Genomic DNA, 20139 nt, shown 5'->3' with positions numbered 1-20139 from the left:
CCGACGCACGCTAGCAAGCTCCCGCCGGAGACGACAGAGCGGGCTCATCCGGATGGCGCAAGCGTGATCGGGCGTCAGCGCCCCGGCGCGCCCTGCAGCAGGGCCAGCACCAGCGCCACCGCGTCGCCGGACGGCACCACCGCCTCGAAACCCGGCGGCGTCGCGAGAGGAGAGGTCGAGAGCCCGATGCGCCGGCCCGGCCCGGCGGCAAGTCCAGTGGAAATCCCGGCCTCGCACCCCTCGCCATAGGCGTCGAGGTCGAACAGGATCACGTCGAAACGTTCGCCCATCAGCCGTGCCGCGCGCGGATCCTCGGCCAGCGACACCTCATGCCCCAGGGAGCGCATGAGGGCGCGCAGCGCGGTGCGGGCGGCGCCGGCCGGCGCCGTCACCAGCACGCGGCAAGGGGTGGGACGCGGCGCCTGGGTGCTGGAAGGCTCCAACAGCCGGTAGCGCCCCTGCGCCGTGGCGAGAAAGCGCAACCCGCCCACGCGCTCGATCCGCCCTTCCGGGGCCAGCCCGACGATCTCGTCGACGATCACCACCTCGCCCTCGCCGCCAAAGGCCAGCAGCATGCGCCGGGCCGGGGCGCCGGCCGTGGGCAGAAGCGCGATGCCCGGCACCTTCTCCAGCGCCGTCACAGTCTTCAGCGAGGCGATGCGCACCGCCTCCATCTGCGCCCGCCCGGCGCGCACCAGAAGATGCGCCGTGTCGGTCTCCGGCGCGGCGGCGGCGGGGCGCTTCATCGCCACGCCGAGCGGCAGCGCGACCATGGCCGCGCGCGTGCCGTCGGCCAGCAGCGCCATGCCGTCCACGAGGTCGGCGCCGCTGCCAAAGCGCGGCCGCCAGCCCGGCGGCAGGCTTTCCACCCGCGCCGTCTGCGCCTGCAATTCGCCTTCCACCAGCACGGCGGCGCGCACCTTGCCGCCGCTGCCGAGCAGCAGCAGCGTGCCCGTGGTGGCGCGCAGCGGCGCCACGCCCATGCGGGCGGCGAGATGGATGAGCGGCAGGCCGCTGGACGCCAGCGTGCCGGTCTGGGTCATGGCGAGCAGCCGCGCCCAGCGCGCGCCGCTCACCGTCATCGTGTCCATCACCTGGGAGGCGGCGAAGGCGAGGCGCAGCCCGCCAAGGGCGAAGGCCATGATCTCGATGCGCCCCGTCGCCGGGCGCGGGGCGGCGCGGGCCGGCTCCGGGCGCGGCGCGGGGGCGCGCAGGCTCGCGGCGATGCGGGCGGCTTCGCGGGAAACGGGGCCGCGCGGGGCGGCGGGCAGGGAATCGACGGGGAACATGGGCGACCGGCACTACGGGACACGACACACCGACCTTTCGGCCTGCGCGTGTCAGTTTCCACCGATACCGTTAATGTCGTCTGAACCTTCGGGAAGCTGTCCCGCCCGCCGTCGCGGTTTTGCCATAAAGAGGCGGCGCGGCCTCAGCCGCGCGCCACGCGAATCGTCACCGTGTCGCCCTCATGGGCGAGGTCGATGCCATAGCCGGTCGCCCGCGCCAGCAAGCCGGTGTAATGCGGCTGGATGGCATGGGCGTCGAGCGCCGCGCCCTCCTCGGCCGGGTGTCCGGCCAGCAGCGCCACGAGATGCGGGGGAATGCGCGAATGGCTGCCCTGGGTGGTGAGGCGGAAGCCGCCCTCCTCGCCCGCACCGTTCTCTTCCACGCCGATGCGCCCGCCGCGCGGAATGGTCGAGGTGGCGACGACCAGCAGGTTGAGCAGCAGCTTCACCTTGTTCTTCGGCGCCAGCACGCGCGGCAGCTGCCAGGTCAGGGTGGTGCGGTCGTCCTCCAGGAAGCCGCGCGCCACCTTCTCCGCGTCGCCGGTGTCGATCTGCGCCCCGGCCGAACCGGCGGCGCCGAAGGCGAGGCGGGCGAATTGCAGCCGGGCGGACGCCTGGCGGGCACTCTTGGCGATGAGATCGAGCGCGAAGCTCTTCATCGCCGGGTCGTCCTCGTCCTCCAGCACTTCCAGCCCGTTGACGATGGCGCCGACCGGACTGATCACGTCGTGGCAGACGCGCGAGCACAGCAGAGCGGCGAGGTCGAGCTTGTCGAGGTCGATGGCGGTCGTCATCGCGTCCCTTGCGAAGAGCTATGGCGGGATCGCCCGCCCGGAAATCGCGCCGGCCCGTGTGGCCGGCATCGCCGGGTGTGATACACCGCGCTCCCATGGAGGCCAACCGTTTCTCCCCCTCCGCTCTCCCGTTCCAGCCGGAAACACGCGCGCAATGTCTTCTCTTCCCCCGCACCTGCCGCCCGCCCTCAGCCTGCTCTCCGCCCTCGCCGATGCGGCGCTGAAGGCGGGAGAGGTCATTCTGCGCATCCGCGCCGAAGGGCTCGCCAGCGGGGGCCTCGCCAGTGCGCGCAAGAGCGACGAAAGCCCGGTCACCGCGGCCGACCTCGCCGCCGAGGCGATCCTGCGCGAGGAACTCGCCCGCCTGCTGCCGGGCGTGCCCGTCATCGCCGAGGAAGCGGTGGCGCAGGGCAAGGGCGAGGCGCCGGCCGACACCTTCCTGCTGGTCGATCCGCTGGACGGCACGCGCGAATTCATCGGCGCCAGCGGCGAATTCACGGTCAATATCGGGCTGGTGGAGGCCGGTGTGCCCAGCGTCGGCATCGTGCTCGCCCCGGCGGTGAACAAACTCTATGCCGGCGCCACCACCGCAGAGGGCGGCCTCGCCTTTCTCGGCGGCAACGACGCCGCCCCCGCCGGCTGGACGCCGATTCGCTGCCGGCCGATGCCGGAAAAGGGCCTCGTCGCTGTCGCCAGCCGCTCGCATTTCGACCCGGAGACCTCGGCCTTTCTCGCCGGCCTCGACATCGCCGAATCGATCAGCTGCGGCTCGGCATTGAAATTCGGGCTGGTGGCGGAAGGGCGGGCCGATCTCTATCCGCGCTTCGGCACGGTGTGCGAATGGGATGTCGCCGCCGGCCATGCGCTGGTGCGGGCGGCGGGGGGCAGCGTGCGCCGGCCCGACGGCAGCGCCCTGCCCTATGCGCGCACGCAGGCGGACTATCGTGTCCACGGTTTCATCGCCCGCGGCCGCGAGGTGTAGGCGAAGGCCGCCGGGCCACACCTGCCCCGCTTCCGCCCTTTTGGGCCGGCCGTGCCTTTCTCTGGTCGCACTCCATGCTATTGATAGGCGCGCGGTGCCGGTTGCCCGGGTCCTGAAACGGGCCCGTCACCGGCGGCGCCCTGCCCGTCGAGATCAAACGCGAGACCGCCCATGCCGACCTTGCGCGCCCTTTATGCCTGCTTCGCCCTTCTCTTCGCCCTGCCCTTCCTCGCCGCGCCCGCGGTCGCGCAGCAGGCGGGCGGCACCTACTCCTCGGACGAACTGGTGGAGAAGGGCCATGGCTTCTTCGGCGAGGTCTCGCGCGGCCTCGCTCTGTCGATCGAGAAGGCGGTGAGCCAGTGGGGCCAGCCCAATGGCTATATTCTCGGCCAGGAAGGCTCCGGCGCCTTTGTCGGCGGCCTGCGCTATGGCGACGGCACGCTCTACACCCGCAATGCCGGCGACCTGAAGGTCTACTGGCAGGGCCCTTCGCTCGGCTGGGATTTCGGCGGCGACGGCGCCCGCACCATGATCCTTGTGTACAACCTCAACGGCATCAACGACATTTACCGGCGCTTCGGCGGCATTTCCGGCTCGGCCTATTTCGTCGCCGGTTTCGGCATGACGGCGCTGGCCTCCGACAATATCGTGGTGGTGCCGATCCGCTCTGGCGTCGGCGTGCGCCTCGGCGCCAATATCGGCTATCTCAAATTCACGCCCTCCGCGACGTGGAACCCCTTCTGAGCACGTCCGTAGAATGCAGCGCGGCCGGGCTAGCCCGGCCGTTTTGGTATCTGTAACCTGTTGGCTCCCTGGCCGGCGGTCCCGCTCCCGACCGCCGCCGCGTTGTGAGGTGAAATCACCGCATGATCGAAGCGATCATGTATTGCGCCATCGGCTTCCTGGCCGCGACCCTGCTGGCGCTGCTCACCCTGCCGGCCGTGTGGCGCCGGGCGGTGCGGCTCACCCGCAAGCGGATCGAGGGCGCGATTCCGGTCTCCATCGCCGAGGTACAGGCCGACAAGGACGAACAGCGCGCCCTCTTCGCCGTCGGCATCCGCCGGCTGGAGATGGAAGTGGAGCGCCAGCAGGCCCGCACCGCCGCCCAATATGGCGAGATCGTCCGCCAGGCCGAGACGCTGCGCCTGCGGCAGGACACGATCGACCGGCTGTCCACCGAGCTCGACGCGCTGCAGACCGAACATGCCAGCGTCTCCACCCATCGCGACCATCTGCTGGCCGAGCTGGAGACGACCACCAGCGCGCTGGAAGAAGCCCGCGCCGCGCTGCTCCATACCCGCGCGGAACTTGCCCGCACGCGCGACGCCTTCGAGGACACCCGTTCGCGCGAGGAAGGGCTGCAGATCGAGCATGTGGCGCTGACCACGCTGCGCGACACGCTGAAAGACCGCATCCACGAACTCGACCGCCAGCTCGTCGCCGCCAACGCCCATCTGGCGAGCGAGCGCGAGACGGTCCGCACCACGGGCGAAAGCCTCGCAACCGAACTGCGCCGGAACCACGCGATGAAGGATGAACTGGCCAAGGTGCAGGAGGCTCTCACCCGCGCGCAGGAAGAACGCGCGGCGCTGCAGGAGCGGATCGAACAGCTCACCGCACTCGCCGCCGCCGTGCCGCCGGCCGCCAATGGCGCGGCGGCAAACGGCACGGAGGCCGCGGCACTGCTGCGCGAGCATATCAGCGACATCGCCGCCGGGGTCGCCCATCTCACCGCCCGGCTGGAAGGCCCCGGTTCGAAGATCGAGGCGCTGCTCGCCGAACATACGCGCGTGCCCGGCGCGCCGCCGAGCCTCGCCGACCGCATTCTCGACCTCAAGGCCGCCGCCGAACGCGCCGAGACCGAACGCGCCGAAGCCGAGGCGCCGGCCGTCCCGCCCGCCCCCGCCGTCATCGAGGCGGTGGCGGCGGAAGAGGCCCGCCCGCAGGGCCGCGCCGCCGCCGGCTGAGCCAAGAGCAATTCCCGCAAAAGTGCCTGGCGGTTTTGCGACAGGAATTGCGCAGAATCAGAAAGTTAGAACCTCGCCGGCCCGAACCGGCGGGCGAAACGAACGGACCGGGCACGATAAGCCCGGCCGCCTCCCGGGACGAAACGCATCAAGGAAACGCCATGAATCTCGCCCGCCTGCTCCGGGCCCGCGCCGATGCCGGCCGGCCCGTCCGTGTCGGCCTCATCGGCGCCGGCAAGTTCGGCTCCATGTTCCTCTCGCAGCTGCGCACCACGCCGGGCCTGCATCTGCTCGGCATCGCCGACCTCTCCGTGCCGCGCGCCCGCGCCGCGCTGGAGGCGACGGGGTGGGACGCGGACGCCGTCGTCGCCTCCTCCTTCACCGAGGCGCTGGGCACCGGCCGCACCATGCTTACCGATGATGCGGCAGCGCTCATCGCCACCGACGGGCTCGATGTGGTGGTGGAAGTCACCGGCAGTCCCGCCGCCGGCGCCGCCCATGCGCTGCTGGCGATCGAGCATGGCCGCCACGTCGTCATGGTCACGGTGGAGGCCGACGTGCTGGTCGGCCCGCTTCTGGCCGAGCGCGCCCGCAAGGCGGGCGTCGTCTATTCCATGGCCTATGGCGACCAGCCGGCGCTGGTGTGCGAGATGGTGGACTGGGCCCGCACCTGCGGCTTCAATGTCGTCTGCGCCGGCAAGGGCACCAAATACCTGCCGAGCTTCCACCGCTCGACGCCCGACACGATCTGGAGCCTCTACGGCCTCACCGCCGAACAGGCGGCGCAGGGCGGCATGAACGCGCAGATGTTCAACTCCTTCGCCGACGGCACCAAATCCTCCATCGAAATGGCGGCCATCGCCAATGCGGCCGGGCTGAAGGCACCTTCCGACGGCCTGCTGTTCCCGCCCTGCGGCGTCGACGACCTCGCCACCATTCTCCGCCCGCGCGAGCATGGCGGCGTGCTGGAGCATTCCGGCACGGTGGAAACCGTCTCCTCGCTGGAGCGCGACGGCCGCCCGGTGTTCCGCGATCTGCGCTGGGGCGTCTATGTCGTGTTCGAGGCCGATCCCAGCCCGCGCGGCGACTATGCCCGGCGCTGCTTCAAGGAGTATGGCGTGGTGACGGATGCCTCCGGCCGCTATACCGCGCTCTACCGGCCCTATCACCTCATCGGGCTGGAACTGGGCGTCAGCGTCGCCTCGGCGGCGCTGCGCCAGGAGCCGACCGGGGTGACGGAAGCCTTCAACGCCGATGTGGTGGCGGTGGCCAAGCGGCCGCTAAAGGCCGGCGAGACGCTGGATGGCGAAGGCGGCTTCACCGTCTGGGGCAAGCTCTTTCCCGCTGCCACCTCGCTCGCCAAGGGTGGCCTGCCTATCGGCCTCGCCCATCACGTCACGCTCACCCGCGACATTGCGGAAGGCGAGATCGTCGGCTGGGCCGATGTCGAGGTGAAGGACAGCCCGGCGGTGCGCCTGCGCCGCGAGATGGAGCGCTCCTTCGCGGGCGCAGCCTGAGCGGAGGGAATGGACTTTCGCACGTCATCCCGGATCGACGCGCTGCGTCGTCCGGGATGACGGCAATGGGCGGCGTAAGCGGGGGCCTTGTTTCCCTCATGCCCGGGCTTGACCCGGCCGCCCCTCATGTTGCGTCGCAGCGCGGATGAGGGTACGAGAGCCCCATAAATCCGGACCCGGTGAAATCCCGGGTGGCTCTTCCGGCCGCCGATCCGCCGGACAACGCACCTGCAGCGCCCGCCTTCACCGCCCCTCGGGGCGGAAGCCCGCTCTTTTGCGAAAGACCTCATGACTCCCATTCAGAAGTACCGCCGCGACTGGACCGCCAATATCCGCGGCGATGTCCTTGCCGGCATCGTCGTCGCCCTTGCCCTGATTCCCGAGGCCATCGGCTTTTCCGTCATTGCCGGCGTCGACCCCAAGGTGGGGCTGTTCGCTTCCTTTGCCATCGCCTGCGTCTCCGCCGTGGTCGGTGGCCGGCCGGGGATGATTTCCGCCGCCACCGCCGCCACCGCCGTGGTGATGGTCAGCCTCGTGCGCGACCATGGCCTGCACTATCTGTTCGCCGCCACCATCCTGATGGGACTGATCCAGCTTCTCGCCGGCTTCCTGAAAATCGGCCGCCTGATGCGCTTCGTCTCGCGCTCGGTCATCACCGGCTTCGTCAACGCGCTCGCCATTCTCATCTTCATGGCGCAGCTGCCCGAACTGATCGGCGTGCCGGTCGAGACCTATCCGATGATCGCGGTCGGCCTCGCCATCATCTATCTCTTCCCGCGCCTGACAAAGGCCGTGCCTTCGCCGCTGGTCGCCATCGCGGTGCTCACTTTGTTCGCGTGGTGGAGCGGGATGGACCTGCGCACGGTCGGCGATCTCGGCGAACTGCCCTCGGGCCTGCCGGTGTTCACGCTGCCCGCCGTGCCGCTCACGCTGGAGACGCTGCAGATCATCCTGCCCTATTCGCTCACTTTGGCGACCGTCGGCCTGCTGGAATCGCTGCTCACCGCGCAGATCGTCGACGACATGACCGACACGCCGAGCAACAAGAGCCAGGAATGCCTCGGCCAGGGCACCAGCAACATTGCCTCGGCGCTGATCGGCGGCATGGGCGGCTGCGCCATGATCGGCCAGTCGGTGATCAACGTCAGCTCGGGCGGACGCGGGCGGCTCTCCACCTTTGTGGCCGGCGCTTTCCTCTTGTTCCTGATCCTCGTTCTCGATGACCTCGTGCGCATCATCCCGATGGCAGCGCTGGTGGCGGTCATGATCATGGTGTCGATCGGGACCTTCTCCTGGCGTTCGATCCTCGATCTGCGCACCAATCCGCGCTCCTCCTCCGTCGTCATGCTGGCAACGGTCGCCACCGTGGTGACCACGCATGACCTCGCCATGGGCGTGCTGGTCGGCGTGCTGCTCTCCGGCGTGTTCTTCGCCGGCAAGGTGGCGCAGCTCGTCAGCGTCGGCGAGGTGATCGACGAGGCGACCGGGCGCATCACCTTCGTCGTCGAGGGGCAGATCTTCTTCGCCTCCTCCGAGGTGTTCCTCGCCGCCTTCGACTTCGACACCCCGGCGCGGGACGTGGTGATCGACCTCACCCACGCGCATTTCTGGGACATCACGTCGATCGGTGCGCTGGACAAGGCGGTGCTGAAGTTCCGCAAGGCCGGCGCCCGGGTGGAGGTCATCGGGCTGAACGAGGCCAGCGCCACCCTGGTCGAACGCTTCGCCCTCCACGACAAGGCCGGAGCGCGCGTCGCGACGCTGCACTGATGCGGCCGCGCCTCTGGACATCGCGCCCGGCCGCGCCTATCTCTGCGCCACGGTCTGCAGTTCACCGAGGCGTTGCCGCCCCGCAAGGGGAGCTAAACCTGCTTAACGTTCGCACCCTGCACTTGTCCTTGTGCCCGGTCGCAAGACGGCAACCCCGACATTTCCTCGCGAAAGGGCACCAACGAGGATAAGTCATGCCCCGACTCCATCTGGCCTATGAGGCGCCGGATATTTCTGCGCTCGCCCGCATCCTGCATCAGGGCCTTGCCGCGCTCGACCGCCCGCCCGGCCATGTCGAACTGCTGAACCTGCTGGCGCGCGGCGCCGGCTACCGCAACTTCCAGCATTTGCGGGCGGATGCGCAGGCGCGCGGGCGGCTGTCGGCCGCCCCGCCCGAACCGCCGCCGGTGGCGGACCACGCGCGCTGCGAAAAGGCGCTGCGGCTGTTCGACCCGCAGGGCCGGCTGGCGCGCTGGCCCAAGAAGCGCAACCAGCAGATCCTCTGCCTGTGGCTGCTGTGGTCGCGAATGCCGAGCGGCGAGACCTTCCCCGAGCGGCGGATGAACGAGTTGCTCAACGCCGAGCACCTGTTCGGCGATCATGCGCTGCTGCGGCGGGAAATGGTGGAATTCGGCCTGTTCCGCCGCACGCCGGACGGGCGGGAATATTCCCGCATTGAACGCGAGCCGCCGCCGGAAATGGCCAAGCTCGCCGCCCTGCTACGCCAGCGCCGGGCCGCCGGCTGAGGTCCACCACCCTCATGCCCGGGCTTGACCCGGGCACCCAGAAGACTGGGACGGCCGCGCCAACCTCTGTCACCGGCGCGCGCGGAAAGTCTGGGTCCCCGGGTCAAGCCCGGGGATGAGGGCGCAGCCATGGGCACAAGGAAGACAGGCACGTCCCGTTTGGCGGGCACCGCCGCCCCAAATAGCGCCCCTCATGCCCGGGCTTGACCCGGGCATCCAGAAGACTGGGACGGCCGCGCCAAGCCTCTGTCACCGGCGTGCGCGGAAAAGTCTGGGTCCCCGGGTCAAGCCCGGGGATGAGGGCGGCAAAAGCGGGGAAGTCCCTACCGCGTCGCCAGCACCCATTCGCGGGCGCGGGCTTCCGGATTGGCGTTCAAGAGAATGTCGGTGACGACGGCCAGGCTGTCCGCCCCCGCCTGCCGCACGCCCGGCGCGCGCTCGATGGTGAGGCCGCCAATGCCCACCAGCGGCAGGTCGCCGATCCGCTTCTTCCACTGCGTCACCCGCTCCAGCCCCTGCGGCGCCCAGCGCATCTTCTTCAGGATGGTGGGATAGACCGGGCCGAGCGCGACATAATCCGGCCCCGCCAGCAGCGCGGCTTCCAGCTCCGCCTCGTCATGGGTGCTGATGCCGAGCTTGAGCCCGGCGCGGCGCATGGCCGGCACATCGGCCTCGGCAAGATCTTCCTGCCCGAGATGGACGAAATCGCAGCCGAGCTCGATGGCAAGCTTCCAGTAGTCGTTGACGATCAGCTGCGCGCCATAGCGCGCGCACACCTCGCGCGCGGTGGCGATCTCGCGCCGCAGCTCGGCCTCGTCCATGTCCTTGGCGCGCAATTGCACCAGCTTCACCCCCTGCGGCAGCAGGCGCGGCAGCCAGGAGGCGCGGTCGACGATGAGATAGAACGGATCGAGCTTCATCACGCACTCACGCTTGGTTCTCAGGAGCCGACAAAGGCCCGGCCCATCACAGGGGTGGAAGGCGCCGCCATGTCGCGCACCTCCATGGGATCGGCCAGCACCGCCTCGCGACCCGCCGCGATGGCGGCGGCGAAGGCGCGGGCCATGCGCACGGGATCGCCGGCCTTGGCCACCGCCGTGTTCAGGAGCACGGCGTCATAGCCGAGTTCCATCGCCGCCGCCGCATGCGAGGGCACGCCGACGCCGGCATCCACCACCAGCGGCACGCCGGGGAAATGCGCCCGCATCGAGCGCAGCCCATAGGGGTTGTTGAGCCCGCGCCCGGAGCCGATCGGCGCGCCCCAGGGCATCAGCACCTCGCAGCCGGCGGACAGCAGCTTCTCCGCCACGACGAGGTCTTCCGTGGTGTAGGGGAACACCTGGAACCCGTCGCGCGAGAGGATGCGCGCCGCCTCCACCAGCCCGAACACGTCGGGCTGCAGCGTGTCGTCCTCGCCGATCACCTCCAGCTTCACCCAGGGGGTGCCGAAGAGTTCGCGCGCCATCTCGGCGGTGGTCACGGCTTCCTTCACCGTCTTGCAGCCGGCGGTGTTGGGCAGCACCTTCACCCCGAGGTCGCGGATCAGCTGCCAGAAGCTCTGGCCCGCCTTCGCCGCCCCGGATTCGCGCCGCAGCGACACGGTGACGATTTCCGCGCCCGAGGCGCGGATCGCCTCGGCAAGGATCGCCGGGGACGGGTATTGCGCCGTGCCAAGCAGCAGGCGCGAGGAGATTTCCGTGTCGTAGAAGGTCACCTTGTCGGTGCCGATGCCGGTCGTCAGGCCTGTCATCGCATCCATGGTTCATCCACCCTGCATGGGAGCGAGGATTTCCACCCGGTCGCCATCGGCGATCGGGGTCGCCGTGCGGCGCGCGGCCCTCACCATGTCGCCATTCACCGCCGTCGCCACGATGGCGTCGGCGAGTTCGAGTTCGGCCAGAAGTTCCGCCAGCGTGGCGGCGTCGGTGCTGGCCGGCTCACCATTGACGATGATCTTCATCCATCACCTCCGGGAAATAGGCCCCGTCGAACGCCAGTTCCGCCGCGCGGCGCGCCAGAGCGGGCGCCGCGAGGAAACCGTGGCGGTAGAGGCCGTTCACATAGATCGTGTTGCCGCGCTTGCGCAGGCGCGGCAGGTTGTCCGGGAAGGCCGGGCGCACATCCGCGCCGATCTCGACGATCTCCGCCTCGCCAAAGGCGGGGTGCAGCGCATAGACCGCGCCGAGCAGCTCCAGCATGGAGCGCCCCGTCACCCGACCGCGCTCGTCATTCTCGATCGAGGTGGCCCCGATCATGAAATGCCCGTCGCCACGCGGGACGATATAGACCGGGATGCGCGGGTGCAGCATGCGCACCGGACGGCTGAGCGCCACCTCGGTGGAATAGAGCACCAGCATCTCGCCCTTCACCCCGCGCAGGTCGGCGAGCGTGTCGCGCGCCGCCAGGCCGCGGCAATCGACCACGAGATCGGCCTCATCGGCCACACCGGCCTCATCGTCCACCTCATCGAACCCATCGGCCTCGAAGCGGAAGGTAACTTGATGCTCATCGACCAGCCGCCGGGTCAGGGCCGCAAGTGCCTTGCGCGGCTCAAGATGCGCCTCGCTGGGAAAGAACAGCCCCTGGTCGAAACGGCCCTCGAGATCGGGTTCCAGCTCGCCGATCCGCGCCCCGTCAACCCATTCAAAATGCTCGGTTCTTCGCGAAAACCGCCGCAGGTCGGCGAGATCGCGCGGCTGGGCGAGGACCAGCGAGCCCTCATTGGGCACATCAGGCACCGCCACCTGCCAGTAAGCCTGTGATTCCAAACCGAGATCGACGATCAGCGGCTCCGCGCTCTCGCGCTCGCACCAGGGCGCCAGCATGCCGCCGGCATACCAGGAACAGCCCTGACCCGAGCCGGGTCGGCGGTCCACCACCGTCACCTGCGCGCCGCGCAGCGCAAAGGCATGGGCGCAGGTGAGCCCAGCCACGCCCGCGCCGACCACCTTCACCCGCATGGCGTTGGCCGCCGGGTAAACCGTTGTCGTTTCAGTCGATTTCGTGTGAGGAGACACCATGCACTCCCTCCCTCCGCCAGTGTCAACTGGATCAGGTTCAAAGGGTCGCCATGCCGCGCAAACGCGCCGATGGCCTCTCAGCCTCCTGACGAGGCTCCCCTGGACGCTCTGGATATAATCACTCAGCCGGCGAATGTCACCGCCGCCTGTCAATAATCCAACGGGCGCTCAGCCCCGGCGCGACAGCGGCACCACATTGCTCGGCACCTTGCGCGTGGCCGCGACGATGGCGCGCTTGAGCGCCTCGCGGCTGAAGGGTTTGCCGAGGCGCGGCAGGCCGGCCCTGGCGTCGGCCGGCAGTTCGGCATAGCCGGTGCCGAGAACGACGGGCAGTTCCGGCCAGCGCTGCTCGATCACCGCCGCCATCTGCACCCCGGTCATGCCCGGCATCGCCTGGTCGGTGAGAACGACATCGAACACCTCGCCGGATTCGAGCAAATCCAACGCTTCCCGCGCGGAGATCGCTTCGGTGACGACGCAGCCGAGATCCTCCAGCATGGCGCCGGTGGCGGAAAGCACCAGCGGGTCGTCATCGACCACCAGAACCCGCTGGGCGCCGTCCTCGCCATCCGGCACGCCGCTCTCATCCTCGATCTCAGCCGAGGAAGCCGGCCGCGCCGCATCGGCGACCGGCAGGTAGATCGTGGCGGTCGTGCCCTTGCCGGGCGTGCTGGAGAGCACAAGCCGCCCATCCGACTGGGCGGCGAGACCGTGAACCATGGCGAGGCCGAGGCCGGTGCCCTTGCCCACGCCCTTGGTGGTGAAGAAGGGTTCGGCCGCGCGCGCGAGTGTTTCCGCATCCATGCCGCTGCCGGTATCGGCGATCGACAGGCAGAAATAATGCCCCGGCTTCAAGCGCCCCGGCTCCACCACATCTTCCCCGGCGGGCGCAGAGACGGTCTCCTCCCGCGCGGCGATGGTAATCACCCCGCCATCGGGCATGGCGTCGCGGGCATTCACCGCGAGGTTCAACAGAGCGAGTTCAAGCTGGTTGGCATCGACCCGCGCCAGCGGCAGGCCGAGCGGAAAGCGCGTCTCGATGCGCACCGCCGGGCCGATGGAGCGGCGCATCATCTCCGCCATGCCGAGCACCAGTTCGGGCACATCCACCGCTTCCGGCTTCAGGTCCTGCCGGCGGGCGAAGGCCAGCATGCGCTGGGTCAGCGCCGCCCCGCGCTGGGCGGCCTGCATCGCATTGCCGAGCAGCGTCCGCAGCCGGGCATCGTCGGGCGCACGCTTGGCCGCGAGTTCGAGATTGCCCAGCACCACTGCCAGCAGATTGTTGAAATCATGGGCGATCCCGCCGGTGAGCTGACCGACGGCCTCCAGCTTCTGCGCCTGGCGCAGGGCATCCTCGGTGGCGCGTCTCTCGGTGACATCGATAAGACCGCACAAGGTGTTGGTGAGATTGCCATCGGCATCGCGCTCCGCCACGGCGGACAGCACACAGTCGAGCAGGCGTCCGTCCTTGGCGACGAGCTTGTATTCCGCCTCCCGCAGCTCGCCGGTTTCCAGCAGCCGCGGCCAGTGCTCCTCGTTCCGCCGCCGGGCGGAGTCTTCCGTCATGAAATCGGTCAGCGGCCGCCCGACCACCTCCTCGCGCGGATAGCCGAGCAGGCTCAGCCAGCGGTCGCTGACCTGCGCGATGCTGCCATCCGGGCCCAGAGAGTGCAGCGGCAGCGGCGTGTGACGGTAGAGATTGCGGTAGCGCTCCTCACTCTCGCGCCACGCGCCGGCCTCGCGGTCCGCGAGCAACGCGACCCGCCGGTCATAGGCGGCGGCGAGCAGCAAAGCGATGAAAATGGCAAAGGTGGCGGCGGTCACCACGGCGACCAGCGAGGCCGCACCGATCCCCCCCGACATGGCCGCGTGAGCCGTTTCGGCGACATCATGGGCGTCGGCATGGCCGGTGAAAGTGACACCCAGCATCGCGACATAGTGCATGCCGGCAATGCCGAAGCCGAGAGCCAGCGCCGCGATGGCGCGCTGGAGAACCGAATGGTTGCGAAAGGCCAGCCAGATGGCGACGGTGGAGGCGGCAATGGCAAGGACGATGGCCATGCCGACATGGATCATGTCGTAGCTCATCGAACCCGGCATACGCATCGCCGCCATGCCGGTATAGTGCATGCCGACAATACCGAGCCCCATGAAGATGCCGCTGAGCAGTATTCCTTCGAAGCCCACGCCCGGTCGGCTGGCGCCGAACAGCGCCAGCGCCGTGGCGAACACCGCCAGCAGCAGCGAGACGAGTGTGAGCTCCGCGCCGTAGGAGACATCCATCCCCACATCGAGGGCGAGCATGGCGATGAAGTGCATCGACCATATGCCCCCGCCGAGAACCACGGCGGCGGCGCCGAGCCAGACCAGGCCGGCGGACCGCGTGCGCGTCATGCGGCCCGCGAGATCTAGCGCGGTGTAGGACGCCGCGATGGCGATCAGGATCGACAGCGCCACCAGCGCGCTATTGTGGCTCCCGATGATACTCATGATCGGCGCCTGTATCTCACCTTTTGCGCGGAAGGCACCCTATCGCGCACCCTCGGCCTCACGTTGGCGGCTTCAAGGTCTCAGGGCTTGAAGGCCCTCATAAGGCCTCAGAGATACCCCATGAACCAGAGAATGAGAATAATCGGCAGCGGAATACCGAGCATCCAGAGAGCGGCACCTTTGAACATGAACGACCTCCTTGCATGTGCAGCAAGGGAACACCGCAGGGCCGTCATGGGTTCCATCCCCGCCGGGCCCGTTCGGCCCCGTTCTCGTCTGTACCGGTGAATGATGTTCCAGCGCTTCCCCCGCCGCCTCGCCCGCTCGCTGCCCCCTCGCCTGCGCCTTTTGCCCGGCCTCGTTCTGCCTGAACTGGCGATCCTCCTGGCCTTGCTCGGCGCGGCGCTGGCTTTGCTCGGTTTCGCGTTTATCGCGGATGAAGTGGTGGAGGGCGAAACCCACGCTTTCGACCAGGCGGTGCTCCTGGCCTTTCGCGCGCCCGGCGACCCGGCTGACCCGCTGGGGCCGGCCTGGCTCGAAATCGTCATGCGCGACGTGACGGCGCTGGGCGGGACGACGGTGCTGACCCTCCTCACCCTCATCGTCGCCGGCTTCCTTGCGATCGACGGCAAACGCGCCGCTGCTCTTTTCGTGCTGCTGGCGACCTCCAGCGGCGGCCTGCTCAGCTATGCGCTGAAACTGGGCTTCGAGCGTCCCCGGCCGGACCTCGTCGCCCATCTCGTCGATGTCCGCACCCTCAGTTTCCCGAGCGGCCACGCCATGGGGTCGGCGATCACCTTTCTCACACTCGGCGTCCTCATCGTCCGCACCGAGCGCAAGCGACGGGTGAAAGCCTATGCGCTCGCCGTGGCGGTCGGTCTCACTCTGCTGGTGGGTTTCAGCCGGATCTATCTCGGCGTCCACTGGCCGACCGACGTTCTCGCCGGCTGGTGCGCCGGAAGCGCCTGGGCGCTGCTGTGCTGGATCACCGTCCTGCTGCTGCAACGGCGCGGAAAGGTGGAGAGCCCCAATGGCAACGGGTCGGAGGAGGCCGGTCCACGCACACCGCCTTCGTGACACCCCGCAAAGCACCCGATGGCTTTCGCCGCGCGCTCGGCTATCATCACCTCAGGCCGCCGCAGAGCGCGCCAGCAAACGCAGGAGAAAGCCCATGAGCTCCACCGCACCGGAAGGCCATCTGATTCCGGGGATCGGCGTCATCGAGACCGTCGAATCCGACAACATCCTGCGCTGGGACGGCACCAATCTCTATGTTGAGCAGGATGTCTTCCATAATGGCCAGCTCGTCCATCGCCGCTACCGCAAGCGCGTGACCAAATCCGTGGCCCAGGCGATCGCCGCGATTCTGGCGCAGCACTGAGCGGCAGCGCCACTAGATCCGCGCCAACAGCCCACCGAGCAGCAGAAGCCCCTGCGGCCACAGGCCGAGCCGGGCGGCGGAGCCGATGTGGCCGAGTTCGCCGACATCGGCGACATCCGCACCCCATGCCTGCGCAAAGGCGTGGGCCTGGCACGGCGTCACCCGCGGATCATCCCGCGATGACAGGATCAATGCGGGGTAAGGCAAAGGCGAGAGTGGCATGGGGCCGAAATTGCGGACGAGATCGAAGGAAGGGTCGGGGTCGTCGACATTGGTGGGCGCCACCAGCAAGGCCGCCGCCACCTTGGCGCGCGCCCGCTCCGGCTGCGCGACCGTCCAGCGCACGACGGTCGCCACACCGACCGAATGCGCAATGAGCACCACCCGCCGCGGCGCCGCTTCCACCGCCGCATCGAGCCGGTGGGTCCAGGCCCCGACCTCGGGCCGGCTCCAGTCGGCCTGGATCAGCCGGCTGGAATTGGCGAAGGCACCGAGCCAATGCGACTGCCAGTGCTCGGCAGGCGCGTTCTCACGACCCGGGACGACGAGAAAATCGAACGAAGCGAAATCGACCGCCATGCGCCCGCCCTCCTCAGGCCGGGATCAAAATGGCGAGGAGGATCAGCCCCAACCCCAGCAGGGACACCGACCAGACCGCCGAGCGCAGATAAGGCACGCCCATGGCGTAAAGCGGCACATAGACGATCCGCGCCCCGAGATAGAGCCACGCCCCCCAGAGCGTGAGCGCGCCTTCCCTGCCGGCAATGTGAGCGATCAGCACCGCCGCAGCGAAGAGGGGAAGCGTCTCGTACAGATTGGCCTGCGCACGGCGGAGCCGCCCGGTGACGATACCGACCGGCGGGCCAGGCTCGTCGCGCGGACCGGCATTGTAGTCGAGCCCCGTCTCCCGGTTGCGCCACATGGCGGGGAGCATCACCTGCACCACGGCGAGGACGAGAACCCAGGCGAGAAGGCTCAATTCGGTCGTCATGCGAGATCCCGTGGATGAGAAAGCCCCATAGGAGGCATCGCTATTCCCGCGCGATGCCCTACATTTAGCACATCATGGCCAAACAGAAGCAGATAAGGCGTCGCATGACCGATGGCCGCCCCCTCAACCAGGTGGCGGCACTACCCTACCGTGTGACACCTGCCGGCGAAGTCGAGGTGCTCATCATGACCTCGCGGGAAACCCAGCGTGTCGTGATCCCCAAGGGCTGGCCGATGAAGAACCGCAAGGATTGGAAGTCGGCGGAGATCGAGGCCCGTCAGGAAGCGGGCGTGGTGGGCGAGGTCGGCCGCAAGCGGCTGGGCCAGTATCTCTACTGGAAGCGGCTCGACAGCCATTTCGCACTGGTCAAGGTTTCCGTCTATCCGCTCGCCGTGCGCCGTCAGCTCGCCGACTGGCCCGAGCGTCACGAGCGGGCGCAAATCTGGCTGCCGGCCGAAGACGCCGCGCTGCTGATCGACGAGCCGGAACTGGGCGCCATTATGGTGGACTTTGCCCAGTCGCGCGCGGCGCGATTGCTCGCGGCCTCCAAGCCGCCGCGCGCCGGGCGCCCGCCGCGTCGCGCGGAAGCCAGCCCCAGCTCCGCGGCGGGATGAACCGCCGCGAAGCGGGCAACGTCGTCAGTCGATGATCTGCACGACCCGGTTGGTGGCGGGGTCGACAAGCACGGTGCGTTCGTTCACGACGGTGTAGCGGTATTCCTGCACGCCATATTCGGCGGGAACGTCGTAATAGCGGATGCTGCCGGGCGGCAGTTCCGTGCCGACCACGACCTCGCGCTCAACGCGGTAGGAAGGAACGTTCTCTTCCACGACATAGCCGCGGAAGCGCGAACGGCGATCGTCGGAAATGCCGCCGACCACGGCGCCGGCCACGCCACCGACCACGGCCCCGACGGGGCCACCTACCAGCGCGCCACCGACGGCACCCGTGGTCGCGCCGGCCGCGGTACCGGCGCCGTCCTGCGCATTCGCGGCCAGCGGCGCGGCCAGAACAAGCGAAGCCGCAATAATAGCATGTCGAATCATGGTATTTCTCCTGTCGCCCCGCCCCTTTGATTGGCGGGAATTCAACGCCGAAGCTGGAAAGGCGTTCCAGTGTCGGGGCAGGCGACAGAAGACGGCGGCGGAATACCTTGCTTTTCTCTGACGTTCAGGTCTCGGTATCGGAGACGCGGCGGTCGCGCTGGAACAACCTTCCGCTCTCCGCGAACAGCACGAAGCCCAGCGCCGCGAGGGCCAGGGCGGCGAAGCCCAGGGTCAGCGGCTGCGTGGTGCCATCGAAATTCTGCCCCAGCGCGAAGCCCGCGAGCGCCCCGCCCACCGTGCTGACGAAACCCAGCACCGACGATGCCGTGCCCGCTACATGCCCGACCGGCTCCATCGCCATCGAGTTGAAGTTCGACACCATGAGGCCGAAGCAGAACATCATCCCCCCCTGCAGGATGGAGAAGCTCCAGATGCTCTCTATCCCGGCCAGCACGATCGCGGCGTGCACAAGCGTCACCGTGAGGTAGCCGCACAGCGCCGCATGCGACACGCGCCGCATGCCCAGCTTCTCGACGATACGGGCATTGAGCAGCGAGGAAGCCGCCATGAACACGGCGATCAGCGCGAAGATGAGCGTGAAGAACGCCTCGGCATCGAAAGCATCCGCGAACACCTGCTGCGCCGAATTGATGAAGCCGAACAGCCCTCCCATCGCCATGGTGATGGCCAGCGTATAGCCAACCGTGATGCGGCTGCGGACAATCAGCCCGAAGGCGTGGGAAATGCCGGCAAAGGAGATGGGCGAGCGGTCTTCCGGATGCAGCGTTTCCGGCAGGCGCGCCAGCGTCCAGACGAACAGCACCGCCCCGAACAGGCACAGCATCAGGAAAATGCCGCGCCACGGCGCGATCAGCATGATCGCCTGCCCGATGGAAGGCGCCACGATCGGCACCGAGAGGAAGACGAGGAAGGCGAGCGACATCACCCGCGCCATGTGCGAACCGGAATAGCAGTCGCGCACGATGGTGATGGCGAGAATGCGCGTCGCCGCCGAGCCCACGCCCTGCAGCACCCGTGCCGCCAGCATCACCCCCAGCGTGCCGGCGAACACCGCGCCAATGGAGGCGAGCGTATAGACCGCGAGGCCGAACAGCAGCACGCTGCGCCGTCCGAAACGGTCCGCCAGCGTGCCATAGACCAGCTGGGCCCCGCCGAAGCCGAGCAGGTAGGCGGTGATGACGAGCTGGGCGTGGTTCGCCGTGTCGATGCCGAGCGACTCGCCGATTTCCGGTAGCGCCGGCAGCATCGAGTCAATGGCGATGGCGTTGGTCGCCATCAATCCGGCGATGAACAGCACGAATTCCCGGAAACCCATTCCCGGGTGCGGGGAGCCGGCGGGCGGACGCTCCGGCGTGGACAGGGGGGAGGACATAGGCGATCCAATGCGGCAGGGCGCCCCGATCGGCGAACGGGCGGCGGCAGGTAGTGGACCTCGCCTTAGCGCGCGGCGCGGGCGCGGCCTATAGGCCGAAAGACACAGACGGGCGAATTCTGCCGTGCATGGCCCGCGAAGGCAGCGACCGCAAGGCTTTCCCGCTGGCGTCAATAAATCTGATGGATATCATCAATGCGCCGGCAGCAGCCTGCCGGCGCCGCGCACCGCGTCGGGCGGAGGCGCCATCGGGGAGCATGCGCATGTTCGATCCGACCACGTGGACGGGTTTCCACACCTGGCTCAGCCTCATCGCCATCGCCACCGGTTTCATCGTGATGGCGGACCTCATCGCCGGCCGCGACCGGCGGGGCTGGACGATGGCCTTCCTCGTCACCGCCTTCGCCACCAGCGCCACCGGTTTCGGCTTTCCCTTCAACGGCGTGCTGCCCTCGCACATTGTGGGCGCCATCGCTCTGGCAGTGCTCGCCGTCACCGTGCCGGCGCGCACCCATTTCCACCAGGCGGGACGATGGCGGGTGGTCTATGCCATCGGCATCGTCGCCAGCCAGTGGTTCCTGGTCTTCGTCGCCATTGCCCAGGCCTTCGCCAAGGTTCCGGCGTTGCAGACGCTGGCGCCCACCCAGTCGGAGCCGCCCTTCGCCATCGCACAGGGCGTCGTCCTGCTGCTCTTTGTGCTCGCCGGCATCGCGGCGGTGCGTGGGAAGGGACCGCGCGCACTTCCCGCCTGAG

The 20139-nt window shown here is 68.7% G+C and carries 21 protein-coding genes, 1 riboswitch and 1 other annotated feature; of the genes, 10 read left to right on the top strand and 11 right to left on the bottom strand.

The genetic code is table 11. From position 1 onward, the window contains the following. Positions 1-74: 74 nt before the first annotated feature. Entirely contained in the window at positions 75-1289 is a 1215-nt protein-coding gene (locus J2S75_RS10175; RefSeq protein ID WP_307019747.1) for a response regulator, read from the bottom strand. A gap of 143 nt (positions 1290-1432) precedes the next feature. Beyond that, complete coding sequence (chpT, locus tag J2S75_RS10170; protein WP_307019746.1) at positions 1433-2083, bottom strand: histidine phosphotransferase ChpT; 651 nt, start codon at positions 2081-2083, stop codon at positions 1433-1435. Positions 2084-2237: 154 nt separating this feature from the next. Between chpT and J2S75_RS10165 the strand changes: the two genes are divergently transcribed. From J2S75_RS10165 to J2S75_RS10140, 6 genes are all read left to right on the top strand, one after another. Continuing rightward, positions 2238-3065, top strand: a complete 828-nt coding sequence (locus J2S75_RS10165) for a 3'(2'),5'-bisphosphate nucleotidase CysQ family protein (protein WP_307019745.1) — start codon at positions 2238-2240, stop codon at positions 3063-3065. Positions 3066-3236: 171 nt separating this feature from the next. After that, entirely contained in the window at positions 3237-3809 is a 573-nt protein-coding gene (locus J2S75_RS10160) for a DUF1134 domain-containing protein (RefSeq protein WP_307019744.1), read from the top strand. 122 nt (positions 3810-3931) lie between these two features. Further along, positions 3932-5032 (top strand): coiled-coil domain-containing protein, encoded by a 1101-nt coding sequence (locus tag J2S75_RS10155; RefSeq protein WP_307019743.1) that lies wholly within the window; start codon positions 3932-3934, stop codon positions 5030-5032. A 161-nt stretch (positions 5033-5193) separates the two neighbouring features. Further along, positions 5194-6549, top strand: coding sequence for an NAD(P)H-dependent oxidoreductase (locus J2S75_RS10150; RefSeq protein ID WP_307019742.1), 1356 nt, complete (start codon positions 5194-5196; stop codon positions 6547-6549). Positions 6550-6718: 169 nt separating this feature from the next. Next, positions 6719-6774: a sequence feature (sul1 is cis-regulatory element that is thought to sense ions involved in sulfur or methionine metabolism; They are found in Alphaproteobacteria), on the top strand. A 63-nt stretch (positions 6775-6837) separates the two neighbouring features. Further along, entirely contained in the window at positions 6838-8319 is a 1482-nt protein-coding gene (locus J2S75_RS10145; protein ID WP_307019741.1) for a SulP family inorganic anion transporter, read from the top strand. Between the two features lie 194 nt (positions 8320-8513). Then, entirely contained in the window at positions 8514-9065 is a 552-nt protein-coding gene (locus J2S75_RS10140) for a DUF2087 domain-containing protein (RefSeq protein WP_307019740.1), read from the top strand. Between the two features lie 323 nt (positions 9066-9388). On the opposite strand, the gene J2S75_RS10135 is transcribed toward J2S75_RS10140, so the two are convergent. The 5 genes from J2S75_RS10135 to J2S75_RS10115 form a co-directional block, all read right to left on the bottom strand. Beyond that, positions 9389-9985: a thiamine phosphate synthase gene (locus tag J2S75_RS10135; protein WP_307019738.1), complete on the bottom strand. Its 597-nt coding sequence runs from the start codon at positions 9983-9985 to the stop codon at positions 9389-9391. Between the two features lie 20 nt (positions 9986-10005). Continuing rightward, positions 10006-10824, bottom strand: coding sequence for a thiazole synthase (locus J2S75_RS10130; protein ID WP_370874113.1), 819 nt, complete (start codon positions 10822-10824; stop codon positions 10006-10008). 3 nt (positions 10825-10827) lie between these two features. Next, positions 10828-11025, bottom strand: a complete 198-nt coding sequence (gene thiS, locus J2S75_RS10125) for a sulfur carrier protein ThiS (protein ID WP_307019737.1) — start codon at positions 11023-11025, stop codon at positions 10828-10830. Beyond that, positions 11003-12025 carry a glycine oxidase ThiO gene (gene thiO / locus J2S75_RS10120; RefSeq protein ID WP_307020067.1) on the bottom strand — a complete coding sequence of 341 codons (1023 nt, stop codon included), beginning with the start codon at positions 12023-12025 and terminating at the stop codon, positions 11003-11005. The genes thiS and thiO overlap by 23 nt, the downstream gene beginning before the upstream one ends. A gap of 51 nt (positions 12026-12076) precedes the next feature. Continuing rightward, a riboswitch (TPP riboswitch) is annotated at positions 12077-12196 on the bottom strand. 57 nt (positions 12197-12253) lie between these two features. Beyond that, positions 12254-14575 (bottom strand): MHYT domain-containing protein, encoded by a 2322-nt coding sequence (locus J2S75_RS10115; RefSeq protein ID WP_307019736.1) that lies wholly within the window; start codon positions 14573-14575, stop codon positions 12254-12256. A 288-nt stretch (positions 14576-14863) separates the two neighbouring features. On the opposite strand from J2S75_RS10115, the gene J2S75_RS10110 reads away from it, so the two are divergent. Beyond that, complete coding sequence (locus tag J2S75_RS10110; RefSeq protein ID WP_307019735.1) at positions 14864-15652, top strand: phosphatase PAP2 family protein; 789 nt, start codon at positions 14864-14866, stop codon at positions 15650-15652. 94 nt (positions 15653-15746) lie between these two features. Next, positions 15747-15956, top strand: coding sequence for a hypothetical protein (locus J2S75_RS10105; protein ID WP_244375426.1), 210 nt, complete (start codon positions 15747-15749; stop codon positions 15954-15956). 12 nt (positions 15957-15968) lie between these two features. Here J2S75_RS10105 and J2S75_RS10100 read toward each other — a convergent pair whose 3' ends face one another. Both J2S75_RS10100 and J2S75_RS10095 read right to left on the bottom strand, forming a co-directional pair. Then, positions 15969-16535: an RBBP9/YdeN family alpha/beta hydrolase gene (locus tag J2S75_RS10100; protein ID WP_307019734.1), complete on the bottom strand. Its 567-nt coding sequence runs from the start codon at positions 16533-16535 to the stop codon at positions 15969-15971. A 13-nt stretch (positions 16536-16548) separates the two neighbouring features. Further along, positions 16549-16947, bottom strand: a complete 399-nt coding sequence (locus tag J2S75_RS10095; protein WP_307019733.1) for an MAPEG family protein — start codon at positions 16945-16947, stop codon at positions 16549-16551. Between the two features lie 104 nt (positions 16948-17051). Here J2S75_RS10095 and J2S75_RS10090 point away from each other — a divergent pair, with 104 nt between their 5' ends. Further along, complete coding sequence (locus J2S75_RS10090) at positions 17052-17561, top strand: NUDIX hydrolase (RefSeq protein ID WP_307019731.1); 510 nt, start codon at positions 17052-17054, stop codon at positions 17559-17561. Positions 17562-17585: 24 nt separating this feature from the next. On the opposite strand, the gene J2S75_RS10085 is transcribed toward J2S75_RS10090, so the two are convergent. Next, positions 17586-17993 (bottom strand): DUF1236 domain-containing protein, encoded by a 408-nt coding sequence (locus J2S75_RS10085; protein ID WP_307019730.1) that lies wholly within the window; start codon positions 17991-17993, stop codon positions 17586-17588. Between the two features lie 124 nt (positions 17994-18117). After that, entirely contained in the window at positions 18118-19329 is a 1212-nt protein-coding gene (locus J2S75_RS10080) for a multidrug effflux MFS transporter (RefSeq protein ID WP_307020066.1), read from the bottom strand. 320 nt (positions 19330-19649) lie between these two features. Between J2S75_RS10080 and J2S75_RS10075 the strand changes: the two genes are divergently transcribed. Continuing rightward, positions 19650-20138: a hypothetical protein gene (locus J2S75_RS10075; RefSeq protein ID WP_307019729.1), complete on the top strand. Its 489-nt coding sequence runs from the start codon at positions 19650-19652 to the stop codon at positions 20136-20138. Position 20139: the final 1 nt, after the last annotated feature.

It is taken from the genome of Ancylobacter polymorphus (assembly GCF_030813495.1).
GTDB classification, from domain to species: domain Bacteria; phylum Pseudomonadota; class Alphaproteobacteria; order Rhizobiales; family Xanthobacteraceae; genus Ancylobacter; species Ancylobacter polymorphus.
The sequence above is the reverse complement of the archived record's forward strand: the minus strand, read 5'-3'. Positions and strand labels throughout refer to the sequence as shown.

What these genes read in the sequence shown, in the direction of transcription:
- J2S75_RS10175 (WP_307019747.1), bottom strand. Translation starts at nt 1,289, where the DNA reads ATGTTCCCCGTCGATTCCCTGCCCGCCGCCCCGCGCGGCCCCGTTTCC.
- chpT (WP_307019746.1), bottom strand. Translation starts at nt 2,083, where the DNA reads ATGACGACCGCCATCGACCTCGACAAGCTCGACCTCGCCGCTCTGCTG.
- J2S75_RS10165 (WP_307019745.1), top strand. Translation starts at nt 2,238, where the DNA reads ATGTCTTCTCTTCCCCCGCACCTGCCGCCCGCCCTCAGCCTGCTCTCC.
- J2S75_RS10160 (WP_307019744.1), top strand. Translation starts at nt 3,237, where the DNA reads ATGCCGACCTTGCGCGCCCTTTATGCCTGCTTCGCCCTTCTCTTCGCC.
- J2S75_RS10155 (WP_307019743.1), top strand. Translation starts at nt 3,932, where the DNA reads ATGATCGAAGCGATCATGTATTGCGCCATCGGCTTCCTGGCCGCGACC.
- J2S75_RS10150 (WP_307019742.1), top strand. Translation starts at nt 5,194, where the DNA reads ATGAATCTCGCCCGCCTGCTCCGGGCCCGCGCCGATGCCGGCCGGCCC.
- J2S75_RS10145 (WP_307019741.1), top strand. Translation starts at nt 6,838, where the DNA reads ATGACTCCCATTCAGAAGTACCGCCGCGACTGGACCGCCAATATCCGC.
- J2S75_RS10140 (WP_307019740.1), top strand. Translation starts at nt 8,514, where the DNA reads ATGCCCCGACTCCATCTGGCCTATGAGGCGCCGGATATTTCTGCGCTC.
- J2S75_RS10135 (WP_307019738.1), bottom strand. Translation starts at nt 9,985, where the DNA reads ATGAAGCTCGATCCGTTCTATCTCATCGTCGACCGCGCCTCCTGGCTG.
- J2S75_RS10130 (WP_370874113.1), bottom strand. Translation starts at nt 10,824, where the DNA reads ATGGATGCGATGACAGGCCTGACGACCGGCATCGGCACCGACAAGGTG.
- thiS (WP_307019737.1), bottom strand. Translation starts at nt 11,025, where the DNA reads ATGAAGATCATCGTCAATGGTGAGCCGGCCAGCACCGACGCCGCCACG.
- thiO (WP_307020067.1), bottom strand. Translation starts at nt 12,025, where the DNA reads ATGCGGGTGAAGGTGGTCGGCGCGGGCGTGGCTGGGCTCACCTGCGCC.
- J2S75_RS10115 (WP_307019736.1), bottom strand. Translation starts at nt 14,575, where the DNA reads ATGAGTATCATCGGGAGCCACAATAGCGCGCTGGTGGCGCTGTCGATC.
- J2S75_RS10110 (WP_307019735.1), top strand. Translation starts at nt 14,864, where the DNA reads ATGATGTTCCAGCGCTTCCCCCGCCGCCTCGCCCGCTCGCTGCCCCCT.
- J2S75_RS10105 (WP_244375426.1), top strand. Translation starts at nt 15,747, where the DNA reads ATGAGCTCCACCGCACCGGAAGGCCATCTGATTCCGGGGATCGGCGTC.
- J2S75_RS10100 (WP_307019734.1), bottom strand. Translation starts at nt 16,535, where the DNA reads ATGGCGGTCGATTTCGCTTCGTTCGATTTTCTCGTCGTCCCGGGTCGT.
- J2S75_RS10095 (WP_307019733.1), bottom strand. Translation starts at nt 16,947, where the DNA reads ATGACGACCGAATTGAGCCTTCTCGCCTGGGTTCTCGTCCTCGCCGTG.
- J2S75_RS10090 (WP_307019731.1), top strand. Translation starts at nt 17,052, where the DNA reads ATGACCGATGGCCGCCCCCTCAACCAGGTGGCGGCACTACCCTACCGT.
- J2S75_RS10085 (WP_307019730.1), bottom strand. Translation starts at nt 17,993, where the DNA reads ATGATTCGACATGCTATTATTGCGGCTTCGCTTGTTCTGGCCGCGCCG.
- J2S75_RS10080 (WP_307020066.1), bottom strand. Translation starts at nt 19,329, where the DNA reads ATGGGTTTCCGGGAATTCGTGCTGTTCATCGCCGGATTGATGGCGACC.
- J2S75_RS10075 (WP_307019729.1), top strand. Translation starts at nt 19,650, where the DNA reads ATGTTCGATCCGACCACGTGGACGGGTTTCCACACCTGGCTCAGCCTC.